The following is a 15,952-nucleotide window of genomic DNA, read 5'->3' as shown; positions in this document are numbered from 1 at the left end:
TTGTTGATGCGGAAACGCAGATCGCAGCCAGAACGAATCGGGAACGGGTGCTTAGCTCAGCTGGTAGAGCGGCGCCCTTACAAGGCGTAGGTCGGGGGTTCGAACCCCTCAGCACCCACCAGTTTCCTGATTCAGCCAGACCAAGGAGCGGTAGTTCAGTCGGTTAGAATACCGGCCTGTCACGCCGGGGGTCGCGGGTTCGAGTCCCGTCCGCTCCGCCAAAAAAATGAAGAAGCCCGCCTTGTGCGGGCTTTTTCATTTGCGTCTCTCGTTGCGCCCGCTGGCGGGCGCGTGACTGCGGAGTGGAGGAAGCCGCCTGCGCGGCTTCCGGCGGGACTCGAAGGGTTGCGCTTGCAAGCGCAACCGCGGCCTGCGGGATGTAGGCGAGTCCCGTCCGCTCCGCCAAAAAAATGAAGAAGCCCGCCTTGTGCGGGCTTTTTCATTTGCGTTTCTGGTTGCGCCCACGCGTACCGCGTCTGCTTTTCTCCCGTCCCACCCCGTATGTTGTAATATCGGACGTTTTGTCCAATTTTCCCGTCACGCATGCTCGATTTCTTCCGTAATCACCAGCGCCTGATGATGGCGCTCCTGCTCCTGATCGTGTTGCCGGGGCTGGGTTTCGTCGGGATCCAAGGTTTCCGCGGCTTCTTCGACGATAGTGCGAACGTCGCGGCAGTCAACGGGCACAAGATCACGCGGGTCGAATTCGACGGCGCGTTCCGCCAGCAGATCGACCAGGCGCGTCAGGCGCTCGGCGGGCAGTTCGACATCAAGATGTTCGATACGCCCGACCATCGCAAGCAGGTGCTCGACGGCCTGATCCAGCAACGCGTGCTGGCCGACGAGACGCAGCGTCTGCACCTGACCGCCTCCGACAATGCCGTGCGCGAAGCGCTGATGAGCGACCCGATGATCGCGTCGCTGAAGAAGCCCGACGGTTCGATCGATGTCGAGCGTTATGCGCAACTGCTGTCGTTCCAGGGGATGACGCCCGAGCAGTACCAGGAGCGCGTGCGCTACAGCCTCTCGCTGCAGCAGATTCCGGCCAGCATCGTGTCGAGCGCGTTCACGCCGAAGAGCCTCGCGCAGCATCTGTCCGAACTGGCCGCGCAGCAGCGCGAAGTGCAGTCGCTCGTGCTGAAGACGAGCGACTTCGCATCGAAGGTCCAGCCGACCGACGCGCAGCTCGCCGCGTACTATGACGCGCACAAGCAGAGCTTCGCGACGCCGGAGACGGCGACGATCCAGTACCTCGTTTATTCGCCAGCCGCAGCGGCCGCGAGCGCGCAGCCGACCGATGCGGACGTCAGGAAATTCTACGACGACAATCCGACGCACTTCCGTACCGAAGCGCAGGTTCGCGTCAGCCACATCTTCATCGCCGCGGCGAGCAGCGCAAGCGCGGCCGACAAGGCCGCCGCGAAGACGAAGGCCGAGCAAGTGCTCGCCGACGTGAAGGCGCATCCGGATCAGTTCGCGCAGATCGCGCAGAAGAACTCGCAGGACGCGCCGTCGGCAGCGAAGGGCGGCGACCTCGGTTTCATCACGCGCGGTTCGACGGCGGGCGGCAAGGCGTTCGACGATGCCGCGTTCGCGCTCAAGCAGGGCGATGTGAGCGGTGTCGTGCAGTCGGATCTCGGCTTCCACATCCTGAAGGCGACCGAAGTGAAGCCCGCGGCTGTCAAGCCGTTCGCGGACGTGAAGGATCAGATCGCGGCCGAACTGAAGCAGCAGTACGCATCAAAGGCGTTCTCGGACAACGCGGAAGGCTTCACGTCGACCGTCTATGAAAAGGCGAAGACGCTGCAGCCGGCCGCGGACAAGTACAAGCTGACGATCCAGACGGCCACCGTCACGCCGACGCCGAATCCGCAACTGCCGCCGACGAGCCCGCTGAACAATCCGAAGTTCCTGGCCGCCGTATTCGCGAACGATGCGGTGAAGAACCAGAACAACACGCAAGCGATCGACATCGGCAACAACACGCTGATCTCGGCACGCGTGACCGAGTACAAGCCGGCTGCCGTGCCCGCGCTCGACACGATCAAGGACGCCGTACGCCAGAAGGTCGTCGCCGAGCAGGCCGCGGAACTCGCGAAGAAGGACGGCGTGGCGAAGCTCGCCGAACTGCAGAAGTCGAAGTCGGCCGACGGCTTCATGCCCGCGCAGAAGGTGTCGCGCACGCAGTCGCAGGGCCTGACGCCGGCTGCGCTGAGCGCCGTCTACAAGGTCGATGCGAAGACGTTGCCGGCCTACGTCGGTGTCGATCTCGGCGCGGACGGCTACGCGATCTACCGCGTGAACGCGGTGATCCCGGGTTCGGCGGTCGATCCGCAGCAACTGGCGGCCGCACAGCAGCAGATGGCACAGGTCGACGCGCAGAGCGAAGGCGAGGCGTATCTCACCGCGCTGCGCGATCGCTCGAAGGTGAAGCTGTACGGTACGACGACCAGCCAGTCGCAAGACGGCGACAACTGAGCCTCGTTTCGCACGCAACAATAAAAAGCCCCGCTTCGAGCGGGGCTTTTTGTTTTGCGGCGAGGCTGAGTGGTCAGCCGCGCGGCTTGCCGAGCAGCGGCTTCAGCGCCGGCCATACGTTGTCGAGCAGGATGCCCTGCGCCTGCTGCGCGGGATGCATCTGGTCGGACTGGAACATCTCGGGCTTGTTCTCGATGCCGGCCAGCAGGAACGGCACGAGCGGCACGCCGAGATCCTTCGACAGCCGCGTATAGACCGCGTGGAATTTCTGCGTGTAGTCGGGCCCGTAGTTGGGCGGTACGTACATGCCGACCAGCACGACCTTCGCCTGGGCTTGCCGCGCGCCGGCGATGATGTCGCGCAGGTTCTGCTCGGTCGTCGCGAGCGGCACGCCGCGCAGCGCGTCGTTCGAGCCGAGCTCGACGACGACGATCGACGGCTTGAGCCGCTGCAGCACCGCGGGCAGCCGCGCGCGGCCGCCGCTCGTGGTATCGCCGCTGACGCTGGCGTTCGCGACGCTATAATCGATTCGCTCGGTCGTGAGCCGTTGCCGAAGCAATGCAACCCAGCCCGTGTCGCGCGGCAGCCCGTATTCGGCCGACAGGCTGTCGCCGAGCACGACGATCACAGGCTGGCCCGATGTCGGCGCCGGCGCCGTCACCGCGCGCGCAGGCGCTGTGGCGGCCAGCAGGGTACCCAGCAGCGCGGCGACCGCCGCGCGCCTTTTCCAGCGAAATGTCGTGTCCATGTTCAAGATTACCGATCCGATCATCGAAGTCCATGACGTGTGCAAACGGGTCGCCGACGCAACGGGCGAGTTGACGATTCTCGACGGCATCACGCTCGCCGTGCGGCCGGGCAGCAGCCTTGCGATCGTCGGCGCGTCGGGGTCGGGCAAATCGACGCTGCTCGGCCTGCTTGCGGGGTTGGACAGCGCGACGAGCGGCACGGTTCGCCTGCTCGGCCGCGCGCTCGACCAGCTCGACGAGGACGAGCGCGCCGCGCTGCGCAACGGCGCAGTCGGGTTCGTGTTCCAGTCGTTCCAACTGATGCCGCACCTGACGGCGCTCGAGAACGTGATGCTGCCGCTCGAACTGCAGGGTGGCATCAGCGCGCGCGACGCGGCCGACCGCGCACGGGCGCTGCTCGTGCAGGTCGGTCTCGGCGAACGCACCGCGCATTATCCGAAACTGCTGTCGGGCGGCGAGCAGCAGCGCGTCGCGCTCGCGCGTGCCTTCGTCACGCGCCCGGCGATCCTGTTTGCCGACGAGCCGACCGGCAGCCTCGACGCGGCGACGGGGCATGCGGTCATCGACCTGATGTTCGAACTGAACCGCACGCACGGCGCGACGCTTGTGCTCGTCACGCATGATGCCGAACTCGCGCGCCGCTGCGCGACGACCGTCACGCTCGACTCCGGGCACATCGTTGCGCCGCACGCGGCGCAGCGCGGCGCCTGAATTTTCCTGCCGGCCGCGCAGGTCGGGCTGCACGGCCGGCATGGGCATGACGCGGTAGCGTCAGCGCTTGAGCGCCGCGCGGGCGCGCTCGATCAGCGCCGTGGTCGACGAGTCGTGCTTCGCGGGATCGAGCGACTCGGCCGACAGGTCGGCTTCGACGACCTTGCCGAGAATCTTGCCGAGCTCGACGCCCCACTGGTCGAACGGATTGATGTCCCACACCGTCGCCTGCACGAGCACCTTGTGCTCGTAAAGCGCGATCAGCGCGCCGAGCGCGCGCGGCGTCAGCGCATCGACGAGCAGCGTCGTGGTCGGGCGGTTGCCCGGGAACGTCAGGTGCGGCGCGAGCGTCTCCTTGCCGGGCCCGGCGACCTTGCGCGCTTCTTCGAGCGTGCGGCCGAGCATCAGTGCCTCGCTCTGCGCGAAGCAGTTCGCGAGCAGCTTCGGATGATGGCTCGCGAGCGCGTGCTCGGGCGTCAGCACCGCAATGAAGTCGATCGGCACGATCGTCGGCCCCTGGTGCAGCATCTGGAAGAACGCATGCTGGCCGTTGGTGCCCGGCTCGCCCCACGTGACGGCCGAGGTCGGGTAATCGACGAAGGTGCCGTCCAGGCGCGCGGATTTGCCGTTGCTCTCCATTTCGAGCTGCTGCAGGTACGACGGCAGGTAGTGCAGCGCTTCCGAGTACGGCGCGACGAGATAGCTCTGCGAGCCGAAGAAATTTCGGTACCAGATGCCGATCAGGCCGAGCAGCACCGGCAGGTTGCGCTCGAGCGGCGCTTCGCGGAAATGGCGATCCATGTCGTTCGCGCCGGCCAGCAGCTCGTCGAACTGTTCGGGGCCGATCGCGATCATGATCGACAGCCCGACCGCCGACCACAGCGAATAACGGCCGCCGACCCAATCCCACATTTCGAACACGTTTTCCGCGGCGATGCCGAACTTCACGACTTCGGCCGGGTTCGCCGACACGCCGACGAAGTGCTTCGCGAGCGCGTCCTCGGGGCAGCCGTGCGCGACGAACCAGTCGCGCAGCGAGCGTGCGTTCGTCATCGTCTCGAGCGTCGTGAAGGTCTTCGACACGATGATTGCGAGCGTTTCCTCCGGATCGACCTGTTCGAGCACGCGCGCGAGATCGGCGCCGTCGACGTTCGACACGAAGTGGGTCGAGATGTCGGGCGTCGCGACGTGGTGCAGCGCATGCACGACCATCTTCGGCCCGAGATCGGAACCGCCGATGCCGATGTTGATCACGTGGCGGATGCGCTTGCCCGTGTAGCCCGTCCAGGCGCCGCTGCGCACGGCACGTGCGAAGGTCGCCATCTTCGCGCGCTCGGCGCTCACCTGTGCGTGGAACGGCGCTTGCGGATCGGTCGCGCGCAGCGCGGTATGCAACGCGGCACGGCCTTCGGTCGGGTTCACGATCTCGCCCGCGAACATCGCGTCGCGGCGCGCTTCGACGCCGGCGTCGCGCGCGAGTTGCACCAGCAGGCGCAACGTTTCGTCATTGATGCGGTTCTTCGAGAGATCGGCCGCGAGACCGCCGCCCGGGATCGTGAAGCGTTCGGCGCGGGTCGGCGCGCGATCGTTTTCGGGCGCGAACCAGTCGCGCAGCCGGGCGTGGCGGATCTGTTCGAAGTGGGATTGAAGGGCAGTCCAGGCGGGGAGCGAATTCAGCGTCATGGCGGTTCGAGTGAAGCGTGAATCGGGAGGAATGCCGCGCCGGCTCATCGGGATCGGAAAGCCGGCGGACGAGAAGGCCCGCCGTGCGGCGGGGCAGTCAGTATAGCGGCGTTACGTGTCGGCGCGCGGCGACGCATAAAAAAGGCGATTGACCAGCGTGCGCACCATCGGCGCGAGCTCGCCCGCGGTGAGCCCGGCCGGGCCCGTGCCGTGCGCGGTCAGCGTGTCGGCCGCGAGGCCGTGCAGGTAGACGCCCGCGAGCGCCGCTTCGTACGGTGCGACGCGCTGCGCGAGCCATGCGCCGATCAGGCCGCCGAGCACGTCGCCGGTGCCGCCCGTGGCGAGCGCCGCGTTGCCGGTCGGATTGATCGTCACGCGGCCGTCGGGTGCCGCAATCACCGTGCCCGAGCCTTTCAGCACGACGATCGCCGCATAACGTGCGGCGAGCGCCTGCGCGGCCGCGACGCGGTCGTGCTGCACGGTCGCCGTGTCGCTGCCGAGCAGCCGCGCGGCCTCGAGCGGATGTGGCGTCAGCACGCACGCATTGCCGCGCGCGCCGCGCGTGGCGACGGCGGCCGCGAGATCCGCGTGCGTCGCGACGAGGTTCAGTGCGTCGGCATCGAGCAGCGTCGCGGTGTCGTGCGCGAGCGCGTCGCGCACGAGCGTCGCCGCGGCCTCGCGCGTGCCGAGGCCGCAGCCGGCCGCGATCGCGGTCATCGCGCCGAGATCGAGGCCGTCGGCCGGATGCAGCATCAGTTCGGGGAACGGCGGGTCGTATGGCGGCGCGCCGGTGCCGAGGAAACCGACGTGCACCTTGCCGGCGCCCGCGAACAGTGCGGCGCGCGCGGCCAGGATCGGCGCGCCACACATGCCCGTGTCGCCGCCGAGCACCGCGAGGCTGCCGTACGTGCCCTTGTGGGATGCGAACGCGCGCGCGGGCAGGGCCGCGGCGAACCGCGCGGGTGCATTCAACACGATGGCCGGCGCGGCGGGCGGCGCAACGTCGAGCGACGCGACCTCGATCTCGCCGGCGAGGTCGCGGCCGTCGCCCGTATAGAGGCCCGGTTTCGCGCCGATGAAGGTGAGCGTGTGGGTAGCCGCGACGGCAACACCCGCGCCGACGATTTGGCCTGTGTCGCTGTCGAGCCCGCTCGGCACGTCGAGCGCGAGCACGCGGCCGCCGCTGCGCGCATGCGCGGCGATGCGCGCGGCCTGCTCGGCAAACGCACCGTCGAGCGCGCGGCCGAGGCCGATGCCGAACAGCCCGTCGACAACCCACGCATAACCGTCCAGCGACGCGGGCGGCGTGGCCGACAGCGGCACGCCGGCCGTGCGTGCGAGGCCGAGTGCCCATTGCGCGTCGTCCGGCCTGACCGGCACGGGCATCCATGCCTGCGTCGCGACGCCGAGCTGCTGGAGGTGCGCGGCGGCCACCAGCGCGTCGCCGCCGTTGTTGCCGGGGCCGACCGCGAACCACACGGGGCGGTCGTCGCCGGCGACGCGCTCGGACAGCCAGCGCGCGGCGGCGGCGCCCGCGCGGCCCATCAGCGTGTGCGGCGGCAGCGCCGCGCTCGCGTCGGCTTCGGCCGCGCGCAGGTCGGCGACGCGCAGCAGCGCGATCGGATCGGAATCGGGAAACGGGCGGGTAACGGTCATCGCGGGGTCGTGGCGGCTGGCAAGGATGGCCGCCCGGGACGGGCCCGCGGCGGTCAGGTCGTGAAGCGCCCGGCGCGCAGCGCGGCGAGCGTGTCGGCGGGCCAGTGCTGCACGTCGCCGCCCAGATAGTCGGTCACCACTTTAGCAGACCCGCACGCGAGCCCCCAGCCGGCCGGGCCGTGCCCGAAATTGACGAACACGCGCGGATGCGGGGTCGGACCCACGACCGGCAAGCCGTCCGGCGACAGCAGTTGCGTGCCTTGCCACGACAGCGCGGCCGAGATCCTGGCGGCACCGGGCACCCAGTCGTGGACGGCCTGGCCGAGCAGCGCGAGCGCCGCCTCGGACAGCGGCTCGGCGAGCGGCTTCGCGGTGTCGGGCAGGCTCTGCAGCACGCCGGCGCCGCCGACGCGCAGCCGCTGGTGGGTGCGCGTGATCGAGATCCGCTTGATCGAGTCGACGACGCTCAGGTGCGGCGCGTGTTCTTCGTACGCGACCGGTGCGGTGAGCGTATGGACACGCACCGGGTGCAGCGGCAGGCGCCAGCCGAGCCGGTCGAGCAGCGGCAGGCTGCCGGCGCCGGCGGCGACCACGATCGCATCGGCGGAAATCACGTCGACCTCGCGCGCGTTCGACGCGTGCCGGTCGCCGGTCGGTACGAGCTCGACCGCGGCGCGGCCGGTGTCGACACGGATCGCGGCGACGTCCGCGCCGAAGCGAAACTGCACGCCGTGCTCGTCGAGCGTCTGCTTGACCAGTTTCGCGAACAGCGGACAGTTCCCGGTGCGCTCGGTCTCGAGCAGCACGCCGCCGGCGAAACCGGGCTCGGCCGGCACCGACGGCTCGAGCGCCGCGCATTCGTCGGCGCTCAGCGTGCGATACGGCTGGTCGAGCGTGCGCAGCAGGTCGAGCGCGGGCTGCATCGCGTCCCAGTCGCGCGGATCGCGCACGACGTGCAGGATGCCGGGCTTCTGCTCGAATTCGAGTTCGAGGCGCGCCTCGATGTCGGCGAGCATGTCGCGCGACGCATCGATCAGCGGGCGCAGCCGCGCGTACTGCGCGGCGAACGCGTCGGGCTCGCGCAGCGTGCCGAGCTGCTTGACGAAGCGGCGCACGCCGCCGTTGAAGCCCGGCTTGTAGACGATGCCGCTGTCGCGCGGCTGGCGCTGGCGCATGAAGGTCGGGCCGAACCAGACGTCGAGCGGGCTCGGCAGCAGGGCGCCGCCGTCGCCGTAGGTCGCGCCCTGCGCGACGGTCGCGTGGCGTTCGATCACGCACACGCGGTGGCCGGCCGCGCGCAACTGGTAGGCGGTGGCGACGCCGCTGATTCCGCCGCCGATGACGATGACATCCATGGATTGCTTCGATGACGGGCGGCGCGCACGCCGCCCGGTGAGAATTCGCTGAGGGCTCCGGCCCGGTGAACCCGGAATGATAGCGCCAAAATCGCGGGAGCCGGCGTCGGGCGAGCGCGTTCCGTGCGGCCTCGCCGTGGCCGCCGGCTGTCGCGTCCGCGCGGGCCGGCCCGGCGGGCGGGCCGTGCACGGCGCACACCGGGGCACCGTTGCGGTGCATGCGGGCTACCGATCGGCCGGTCTTGGGCGACCGACTTCCGGGTATAATTACGGCCTTCTTTCGCCCCACGTCGCCACCTCGCGCGACTCATCGACGTCAGTCCAGCCCATGGCTCACTTCTCGTGTTTTCCCGGCGCTTCGGCCCTCTCCGATTTCCGTCAAACCCGTCTGCTCGACACGCTCAGGCAAATCGACGCCAACATCGTCGCGGTGCGCGGGCAGTTCCTGCACTTCGTCAATGCGGCCGAGCCGCTGTCGGCCGACGACAGCGCGCGCATCGACGCGCTGATGCACTACGGCGCGCCGTTCGAGCCGGCGGCCGAGAAGGGGACGGCCGAGACCTTCGTCGTGCTGCCGCGCTTCGGCACGGTTTCGCCGTGGGCGAGCAAGGCGACCGACATCGCGCAGCACTGCGGCCTCACGCACGTGCGCCGCATCGAGCGCGGCGTCGAATTCACGGTCACGCTGAAGTCGGGCCTGCTCGGCGGCAAGAAGGCACTGTCCGACGACGCGCGCACGGCCGTCGTGGCCGCGCTGCATGACCGGATGACCGAAAGCGTGGTCGCCGCGCGCGACGATGCGAAGCACCTGTTCGACGAACTGCCGGCCAAGCCGCTCGCGAGCGTCGACGTGCTGGGCGTCGGCCGCGGCGCGCTGGAGCGCGCGAACGTCGAGCTGGGCCTCGCGCTCGCCGACGACGAGATCGACTACCTGGTCGACGCGTTCCGCAAGCTCGAACGCAACCCGACCGACGTGGAATTGATGATGTTCGCGCAGGCGAACAGCGAGCACTGCCGCCACAAGATCTTCAACGCGCAGTGGACGATCGACGGCGAAGCGCAGGACATGTCGCTGTTCGCGATGATCCGCAACACCGAGAAGCTCAACCCGCAAGGCACGATCGTCGCGTATTCGGACAACTCGTCGATCATGGTCGGCGCCGAGGCCGAACGCTGGTTCCCGCGCAACGCGGGCGCGGCCGGCGAGCCGGGCGAGCGTTATGGCCGCCACACCGAGCTCACGCACACGCTGATGAAGGTCGAGACGCACAACCACCCGACGGCGATCTCGCCGTTCCCGGGCGCGGCGACCGGCGCGGGCGGCGAGATCCGCGACGAAGGCGCGACGGGCCGCGGCGCGCGTCCGAAGGCCGGTCTCACGGGCTTCACCGTGTCGAACCTCGACCTGCCCGACGCACGCCAGTCGTGGGAAAACGCGCGCGACGCGGCGCAGCCGGTCGGCGAGCGCAACCCGAATGACGCGCACGGCCCGTACGGCCGTCCGGACCGCATCGCGTCGCCGCTGCAGATCATGATCGACGGACCGCTCGGCGGCGCCGCGTTCAACAACGAATTCGGCCGCCCGAACCTCGGCGGCTACTTCCGCGTGTACGAGCAGAACGTCGACGGCCAGGTGCGCGGTTATCACAAGCCGATCATGATCGCGGGCGGCCTCGGCAACATCGCCGACCAGCACACGCACAAGCACGACGTGCCGGCCGGCTCGCTGCTGATCCAGATCGGCGGCCCCGGCATGCGGATCGGGATGGGCGGCGGCGCGGCGAGCTCGATGGCGACCGGCGCGAATACGGCCGAACTCGACTTCGACTCGGTGCAGCGCGGCAACCCCGAAATCGAGCGTCGCGCGCAGGAAGTGATCAACGGCTGCTGGCAACTCGGCGCGGAAAACCCGATCCTGAGCATCCACGACGTCGGCGCGGGCGGCCTGTCGAACGCGTTCCCCGAGATCGTAGACGGCGCGGGCAAGGGCGCCCGCTTCGAACTGCGCAAGGTCGCGCTCGAGGAATCGGGCCTGTCGCCGCGCGAAATCTGGTCGAACGAGGCGCAGGAGCGCTACGTGCTCGCGATCGCGCCCGCCGACCTGCCGCGTTTCGAAGCGATCTGCGCGCGCGAGCGCTGCCCGTTCGCGGTGGTCGGTGTCGCGACCGACGAGCGCCAGTTGCAGCTCGTCGATGACGAAGCGACGGGCACCGACGAATACCCGGTCGACATGCCGATGGAAGTGCTGCTCGGCAAGCCGCCGCGCATGCACCGCGACGTCGCGCGCGTCGCGACCGAGCGCGCGCCGGTCGACGTGACGGGCATCGCGCTGTCGGAAGTCGCGGTCGACGTGCTGAAGCACCCGACGGTCGGCAGCAAGTCGTTCCTGATCACGATCGGCGACCGTTCGGTCGGCGGCACGTCGGTGCGCGACCAGATGGTCGGCCCGTGGCAGGTGCCGGTGGCCGACTGCGCGATTACCGCGCTCGACTATGCGGGCTTCAAGGGCGAGGCGATGACGATGGCCGAGCGCACGCCGCTCGCGGTGATCGACGCGCCGGCATCGGGCCGCATTGCGGTCGGCGAGGCGATCACGAACATCGCGAGCGCGCCGATCGCGTCGCTCGACAAGCTGAAGCTGTCGGCGAACTGGATGGCCGCGTGCGGCACGGCCGGCGAAGACGCCGCGCTGTTCGACACGGTCAAGGCGATCGGCATGGAGCTGTGCCCGGCGCTCGGGATCGGCATCCCGGTCGGCAAGGACTCGCTGTCGATGAAGACGAAGTGGGACGAGCAGGGCGTCGCGAAGGAAGTGGTTTCGCCGGTGTCGCTGATCATCTCCGCGTTCGCGCCGGTCGAGGACGTGCGCCGCCACCTGACGCCGCAACTGCGCCGCGTCGCAGACGCAGGCGACAGCGTGCTGATCGCGATCGATCTCGGCCGCGGCAAGAACCGGATGGGCGGCAGCATCTTCGCGCAGGTCACGCAGCAGGTCGGCGACACGACGCCGGACGTCGACGACGCGGAAGACCTGAAGCGCTTCTTCAACGCGATCCAGTCGCTCAATGCGCAGGACAAGCTGCTCGCGTACCACGACCGCTCGGACGGCGGCCTGTGGGCGACGGTGTGCGAAATGGCGTTCGCGGGCCACGCGGGCGTGTCGCTGAACGTCGACATGCTGACGCTCGACCCGAATCACGAATCCGACTACGGCGACGCGAAGGACTGGGCGAAGCAGACGAGCGGCCGTCGCGACGATCGCACGCTGCGCGCGCTGTTCTCCGAGGAACTCGGCGCCGTCGTGCAGGTGCGCACGACCGACCGCGACGCGGTGCTCGGCGCGCTGCGCGAATTCGGCCTGTCGGCGTGCTCGCACGTGATCGGCGCGGTCAACGACCGCGACGTGATTGAGGTGTACCGCGACGCGAAGAAGATCTTCGACGCGCCGCGCACCGAACTCCATCGTGCGTGGGGCGAAGTGAGCTGGCGCATCGCGCGCCTGCGCGACAACCCCGCCTGCGCGGACGCCGAATACGACGCGCTGCTCGACGCGGCCGATCCGGGCATCTCGCCGGTGCTGAGCTTCGATCCGGCCGACGACATCGCCGCGCCGTTCATCGCGACGGGCGCTCGCCCGCGCGTCGCGATCCTGCGCGAGCAGGGCGTGAACTCGCATCTGGAAACGGCCTACGCGTTCGACCGCGCGGGCTTCGATGCGCACGACGTGCACATGAGCGATCTGCTCGCGGGCCGCGCAACGCTCGCCGATTTCGCGGGCGCGGTCGCGTGCGGCGGCTTCTCGTACGGCGACGTGCTGGGCGCGGGTGAAGGCTGGGCGAAGACGGTCCGCTTCAACGCGAACCTCGCCGACATGTTCTCGGCATTCTTCGCGCGTCCCGACACGTTCGCGCTCGGTATCTGCAATGGCTGCCAGATGATGTCGAGCCTCGCGTCGATGATTCCGGGTGCGGAAGCGTGGCCGAAGTTCACGCGCAACAAGTCCGAGCAGTTCGAGGCACGCTTCTCGTTCGTCGAAGTGGAGAAGTCGCCGTCGATCTTCTTCGCGGGGATGGAAGGCTCGCGGATTCCGGTCGCGGTCGCGCACGGCGAAGGTTATGCGGACTTCTCGCAACAGGGCGACATCGATCGCGTCGCGGTTTCGATGCGGTTCGTCGACCACCGTGGCGAAGCGACCGAGCGTTATCCGTTCAACCCGAACGGCTCGCCGGCCGGCATCACGTCGGTCACGACGGCCGACGGGCGCTTCTCGGTGCTGATGCCGCACATGGAGCGCGTGCACCGCACGGTCGCGATGAGCTGGCACCCGGAAAGCTGGGGTGAAGCGAGCCCGTGGCTGCGCGTGTTCCGTAACGCGCGTCGCTGGATCGGCTGATCCGGATGATGTTCGACCCGAACGCACCGGTCGAGGTCGTCACGCTGCGCGACGAGCGCAAGAGTGAGGCCGACGCGATCGGCCGCGTGATCGTCGAGGCGTTCGCGGGCGAGCCGCAGGGCGGCCAGTTCGAACGGCGGATCGTCGACGCGTTGCGCGCGGACGGCGCGCTGAGCGTGTCGCTCGTCGCGGAGCGCGACAGCCGCATCATCGGGCACGTCGCGTACTCGCCGGTCGCGATCGGCGGCGAGCCGGCCGGCACGCAGCAGTGGTACGGGCTGGCGCCGCTCGCGGTGCGGCCCGACTGCCAGCGGCAGAGCATCGGCGCGGGGCTCGTGCGCACGGGGCTCGACGCGTTGCACCGGTTCGGCGCGCGCGGCTGCGTCGTGCTCGGCGATCCCGCGTACTACACGCGCTTCGGGTTCGCGCCGTCCGGCGACATCGTGTTTCCCGGCGTGCCGCCCGAGTATTTCCTCGCGCTGTCGTTCGACGAATCGGTGCCGCGGCCTGCGGGCGACGTTCGTTACCACGACGTGTTTTATCCCGCGTAACGCGTAGCGATCACGGCCGCGCAGCTTGCGCCCGATCCCTCAAAAAGCCGCTCTTCGGAGCGGCTTTTTCTCGTGCTTTTCCCGAACGACCATGAAAAAAGGCCGCTCCAAAGAGCGGCCTTTCGATGCGCGGGCGACTGGCGCCGACGTTACTGAATCTTTGCCTGCTGGCGCAAGCCTTCCTCGAACGCCTGCAGCTTCTGCTGCACGAGCTGCTGCGCGATCTGCGCCTTCACCTGGTCGAACGGCGGCGGTGCGATGTCGCGGATGTCGTCGACGCGGATGATGTGCCAGCCGAACTGCGTTTTCACCGGCGCATCGGTCATCTGGCCTTTCTGCAGCTTCTGCGCGGCCGCCGCGAATTCCGGCACGTATGCCTTCGGGTCCGACCAGTCGAGATCGCCGCCGTTCTTGCCCGAACCCGGATCCTTCGAGTATTGCTTCGCGAGATCCTCGAACTTCGCGCCGGCCTTGATCTTCGCGATCAGGTCCTTCGCCTGCTGCTCGTTGTCGACGAGGATGTGGTGCAGGTGATATTCGCGGTTGCCGCCGGCGCCCTTGACGAGGTCGTCGTAACGCGCCTTCACTTCGGCGTCGGTCGGCTGGTTTTTCTTCAGGAAGCTCTCGATCATCGAACGCAGCACGACGGTCTGCTGGGCGACGGCGACCTGCGCCTTCACGTCCGGACGATTCGGGATGCCTTCGCGGATCGCTTCCTGCATCAGGATTTCGCGGTTCACGAGTTCCTGGCGCACGGCCTGCTGCAGTTGCGGGCTATCGGTCTGGCCTTGCTGGACGAGTTGCGCGACCATCGCGTCGGCGCGCGACTTCGGAATCGGCGTGCCGTTCACGACGGCGATGTTCTGGGCGAATGCCGGCGCCGCTGCGAATGCAGCCGCCGCGACCCACAGGCGAGGGGATTTCAGGATCATCGGGAATTCCTAATGAGACTAGATAGAAGATTCGTTGAATTCTTCGGGCGTGTAAGCCACGATCGCGAGCGCGTGAATGCCGCGCTGCATCGCATCAGCGAGCGCATCATACACCAGCCGGTGCCGCGCGACGCGCGGCTTGCCCGCGAAGGCGGCCGACACGATCGTGACCGTGAAGTGGCCGCCGGAGGCTGCACCGGCGTGGCCCGCGTGCTGCGCGCTGTCGTCGCGCACGGTGAGCGACACGGGGGCGAGCGACGCGGTGAGGCGCGCTTCGATCAGCGCGATGCGTTCGTCGGGCGACGCGTGGAGAAAGGCGTCCGTCATGTCATTCGTCCTTCAGGTACTTCGTGAGCCACAAGCTCTGCAGGATGATGAACACGACCATCGCGCCCGTCGTACCGAACAGCTTGAAGTTCACCCATTGCGATTCGGTGAAGTTGTGCACCACGTACAGGTTCGCGACGCCGAGCACCGCGAAGAACAGCGCCCAGGCGACGTTCAGCTTGTCCCACACGGGGTGCGGCAGCGTGAGCTGCTTGCCCATCATCTTCTCGATCAGGTTGTTGCCGAACGCATAACGCGCGGCGAGCAGCCCGATCGCAAACAGCCAGTACAGCACAGTCGGTTTCCATTGAATGAATTTCTCGTCATGCAGGACGAGGGTGGCGCCGCCGAAGACGACGATCACGCCGAGGCTGACCCACAGCATCGTGTCGACCTTCCGGTGCCGGAAGGCGACCCACGCGACCTGGGCCAGCGTCGCGACGATCGCGACGGCGGTGGCGGTAAAGATGCCCCAGACCTTGAAGGCGGCGAAAAACAGGATGATCGGAAACAGATCGAACAGAAATTTCATGGCGCTCGCAGCTGCGTGAAAGGCCGCTTGCGCGGCCTTTCACCGTTGTAGGGACCCGCCAGGCACCGCCGTCGCGGATCGGGGCGGCCTGCCCGAGAGCTGGCCGCCCCGTCGATCCGCCCGGCGCCGCTCATTCGTTTTCGGGTCGGGACTCGAAGTTTAACGCAGCCGAATTGATGCAGTACCGCAAACCGGTCTGGTCGCGCGGGCCGTCCTCGAAGACGTGGCCGAGATGCGCGCCGCAATGGTTGCAGCGGACCTCGACGCGGACCATTCCGTGCGAGTAGTCGACCTTCTCGTCGATCACCTCGCCGTTGAGCGGCTTGAAGTAGCTGGGCCAGCCGCAGCCCGAGTGGAATTTGGAACCGGATTCGAACAGCGGCGTGCTGCAGACGACGCATTTGTAGATGCCGGCGTCCTCGGTGTCGGTGTATTCGCCGGTGAATGCGCGCTCGGTCGCCGCATGCTGCGTGACCTCGTACTGCATCGGCGTGAGCCGGCGACGCAGCTCGGTGTCGTCCTTCTTGTACGGGAAGGTCTTGTCGTCGGAATCGTGGGACATGGGGGTTCTCCTGATCGGTCGGT

The 15,952-nt window shown here is 68.3% G+C and carries 12 protein-coding genes and 2 tRNA genes; 6 read left to right on the top strand and 8 right to left on the bottom strand.

Features of this window, described 5'->3' with window-relative positions:
- The first annotated feature begins 45 nt into the window (after positions 1-45).
- The 3 genes from ACN22W_RS10700 to ACN22W_RS10690 all read left to right on the top strand — a co-directional run bounded on the left by ACN22W_RS10700 (position 46) and on the right by ACN22W_RS10690 (position 2,478).
- A tRNA-Val gene (locus tag ACN22W_RS10700) sits at positions 46-121 on the top strand.
- 23 nt (positions 122-144) lie between these two features.
- Positions 145-221 (top strand) — tRNA-Asp (locus ACN22W_RS10695).
- 322 nt (positions 222-543) lie between these two features.
- Positions 544-2,478, top strand: a complete 1,935-nt coding sequence (locus tag ACN22W_RS10690) for a SurA N-terminal domain-containing protein (RefSeq protein WP_419684128.1) — start codon at positions 544-546, stop codon at positions 2,476-2,478.
- 73 nt (positions 2,479-2,551) lie between these two features.
- Here ACN22W_RS10690 and ACN22W_RS10685 read toward each other — a convergent pair whose 3' ends face one another.
- Positions 2,552-3,226: an arylesterase gene (locus tag ACN22W_RS10685; protein WP_419684126.1), complete on the bottom strand. Its 675-nt coding sequence runs from the start codon at positions 3,224-3,226 to the stop codon at positions 2,552-2,554.
- On the opposite strand from ACN22W_RS10685, the gene ACN22W_RS10680 reads away from it, so the two are divergent.
- On the top strand, positions 3,225-3,938 hold the full coding sequence (locus ACN22W_RS10680; protein WP_419684124.1) for an ABC transporter ATP-binding protein: 714 nt from the start codon (positions 3,225-3,227) through the stop codon (positions 3,936-3,938). The genes ACN22W_RS10685 and ACN22W_RS10680 overlap by 2 nt on opposite strands.
- 60 nt (positions 3,939-3,998) lie before the next feature.
- On the opposite strand, the gene pgi is transcribed toward ACN22W_RS10680, so the two are convergent.
- From pgi to ACN22W_RS10665, 3 genes are all read right to left on the bottom strand, one after another.
- Positions 3,999-5,621 carry a glucose-6-phosphate isomerase gene (gene pgi / locus ACN22W_RS10675; protein WP_419684122.1) on the bottom strand — a complete coding sequence of 541 codons (1,623 nt, stop codon included), beginning with the start codon at positions 5,619-5,621 and terminating at the stop codon, positions 3,999-4,001.
- Positions 5,622-5,732: 111 nt separating this feature from the next.
- Positions 5,733-7,277 carry an NAD(P)H-hydrate dehydratase gene (locus ACN22W_RS10670; RefSeq protein ID WP_419684120.1) on the bottom strand — a complete coding sequence of 515 codons (1,545 nt, stop codon included), beginning with the start codon at positions 7,275-7,277 and terminating at the stop codon, positions 5,733-5,735.
- 53 nt (positions 7,278-7,330) lie between these two features.
- Positions 7,331-8,632 carry an FAD-dependent oxidoreductase gene (locus ACN22W_RS10665; protein ID WP_419684118.1) on the bottom strand — a complete coding sequence of 434 codons (1,302 nt, stop codon included), beginning with the start codon at positions 8,630-8,632 and terminating at the stop codon, positions 7,331-7,333.
- Between the two features lie 328 nt (positions 8,633-8,960).
- Between ACN22W_RS10665 and purL the strand changes: the two genes are divergently transcribed.
- Entirely contained in the window at positions 8,961-13,025 is a 4,065-nt protein-coding gene (gene purL / locus ACN22W_RS10660) for a phosphoribosylformylglycinamidine synthase (protein ID WP_419684116.1), read from the top strand.
- 5 nt (positions 13,026-13,030) lie between these two features.
- Positions 13,031-13,576: a GNAT family N-acetyltransferase gene (locus ACN22W_RS10655; RefSeq protein WP_419684114.1), complete on the top strand. Its 546-nt coding sequence runs from the start codon at positions 13,031-13,033 to the stop codon at positions 13,574-13,576.
- A 149-nt stretch (positions 13,577-13,725) separates the two neighbouring features.
- On the opposite strand, the gene ACN22W_RS10650 is transcribed toward ACN22W_RS10655, so the two are convergent.
- The 4 genes from ACN22W_RS10650 to msrB all read right to left on the bottom strand — a co-directional run bounded on the left by ACN22W_RS10650 (position 13,726) and on the right by msrB (position 15,929).
- Positions 13,726-14,508 carry a peptidylprolyl isomerase gene (locus ACN22W_RS10650; protein WP_129512340.1) on the bottom strand — a complete coding sequence of 261 codons (783 nt, stop codon included), beginning with the start codon at positions 14,506-14,508 and terminating at the stop codon, positions 13,726-13,728.
- 18 nt (positions 14,509-14,526) lie between these two features.
- Positions 14,527-14,835, bottom strand: a complete 309-nt coding sequence (locus ACN22W_RS10645; protein WP_048248478.1) for a BolA family protein — start codon at positions 14,833-14,835, stop codon at positions 14,527-14,529.
- A 1-nt stretch (position 14,836) separates the two neighbouring features.
- The gene (locus ACN22W_RS10640) at positions 14,837-15,367 is read right to left on the bottom strand and encodes a septation protein A (RefSeq protein ID WP_011352350.1); all 531 of its coding nucleotides are present in this window, start codon (positions 15,365-15,367) and stop codon (positions 14,837-14,839) included.
- A gap of 130 nt (positions 15,368-15,497) precedes the next feature.
- A complete protein-coding gene (gene msrB, locus ACN22W_RS10635) occupies positions 15,498-15,929 on the bottom strand; it encodes a peptide-methionine (R)-S-oxide reductase MsrB (protein WP_129512339.1) in 432 nt (143 codons plus the stop codon).
- Positions 15,930-15,952: the final 23 nt, after the last annotated feature.

The sequence above is a fragment of the Burkholderia theae genome (assembly GCF_048565265.1).
In the GTDB taxonomy this organism is placed as follows: domain Bacteria; phylum Pseudomonadota; class Gammaproteobacteria; order Burkholderiales; family Burkholderiaceae; genus Burkholderia; species Burkholderia theae.
This window is presented reverse-complemented; position numbering and strand designations above follow the sequence as displayed.

Bases quoted from the DNA above. Each gene is read 5' to 3' on its own strand.
- ACN22W_RS10690 (WP_419684128.1), top strand. From the start codon at position 544: ATGCTCGATTTCTTCCGTAATCACCAGCGCCTGATGATGGCGCTCCTG.
- ACN22W_RS10680 (WP_419684124.1), top strand. From the start codon at position 3,225: ATGTTCAAGATTACCGATCCGATCATCGAAGTCCATGACGTGTGCAAA.
- ACN22W_RS10685 (WP_419684126.1), bottom strand. From the start codon at position 3,226: ATGGACACGACATTTCGCTGGAAAAGGCGCGCGGCGGTCGCCGCGCTG.
- pgi (WP_419684122.1), bottom strand. From the start codon at position 5,621: ATGACGCTGAATTCGCTCCCCGCCTGGACTGCCCTTCAATCCCACTTC.
- ACN22W_RS10670 (WP_419684120.1), bottom strand. From the start codon at position 7,277: ATGACCGTTACCCGCCCGTTTCCCGATTCCGATCCGATCGCGCTGCTG.
- ACN22W_RS10665 (WP_419684118.1), bottom strand. From the start codon at position 8,632: ATGGATGTCATCGTCATCGGCGGCGGAATCAGCGGCGTCGCCACCGCC.
- purL (WP_419684116.1), top strand. From the start codon at position 8,961: ATGGCTCACTTCTCGTGTTTTCCCGGCGCTTCGGCCCTCTCCGATTTC.
- ACN22W_RS10655 (WP_419684114.1), top strand. From the start codon at position 13,031: ATGATGTTCGACCCGAACGCACCGGTCGAGGTCGTCACGCTGCGCGAC.
- ACN22W_RS10650 (WP_129512340.1), bottom strand. From the start codon at position 14,508: ATGATCCTGAAATCCCCTCGCCTGTGGGTCGCGGCGGCTGCATTCGCA.
- ACN22W_RS10645 (WP_048248478.1), bottom strand. From the start codon at position 14,835: ATGACGGACGCCTTTCTCCACGCGTCGCCCGACGAACGCATCGCGCTG.
- ACN22W_RS10640 (WP_011352350.1), bottom strand. From the start codon at position 15,367: ATGAAATTTCTGTTCGATCTGTTTCCGATCATCCTGTTTTTCGCCGCC.
- msrB (WP_129512339.1), bottom strand. From the start codon at position 15,929: ATGTCCCACGATTCCGACGACAAGACCTTCCCGTACAAGAAGGACGAC.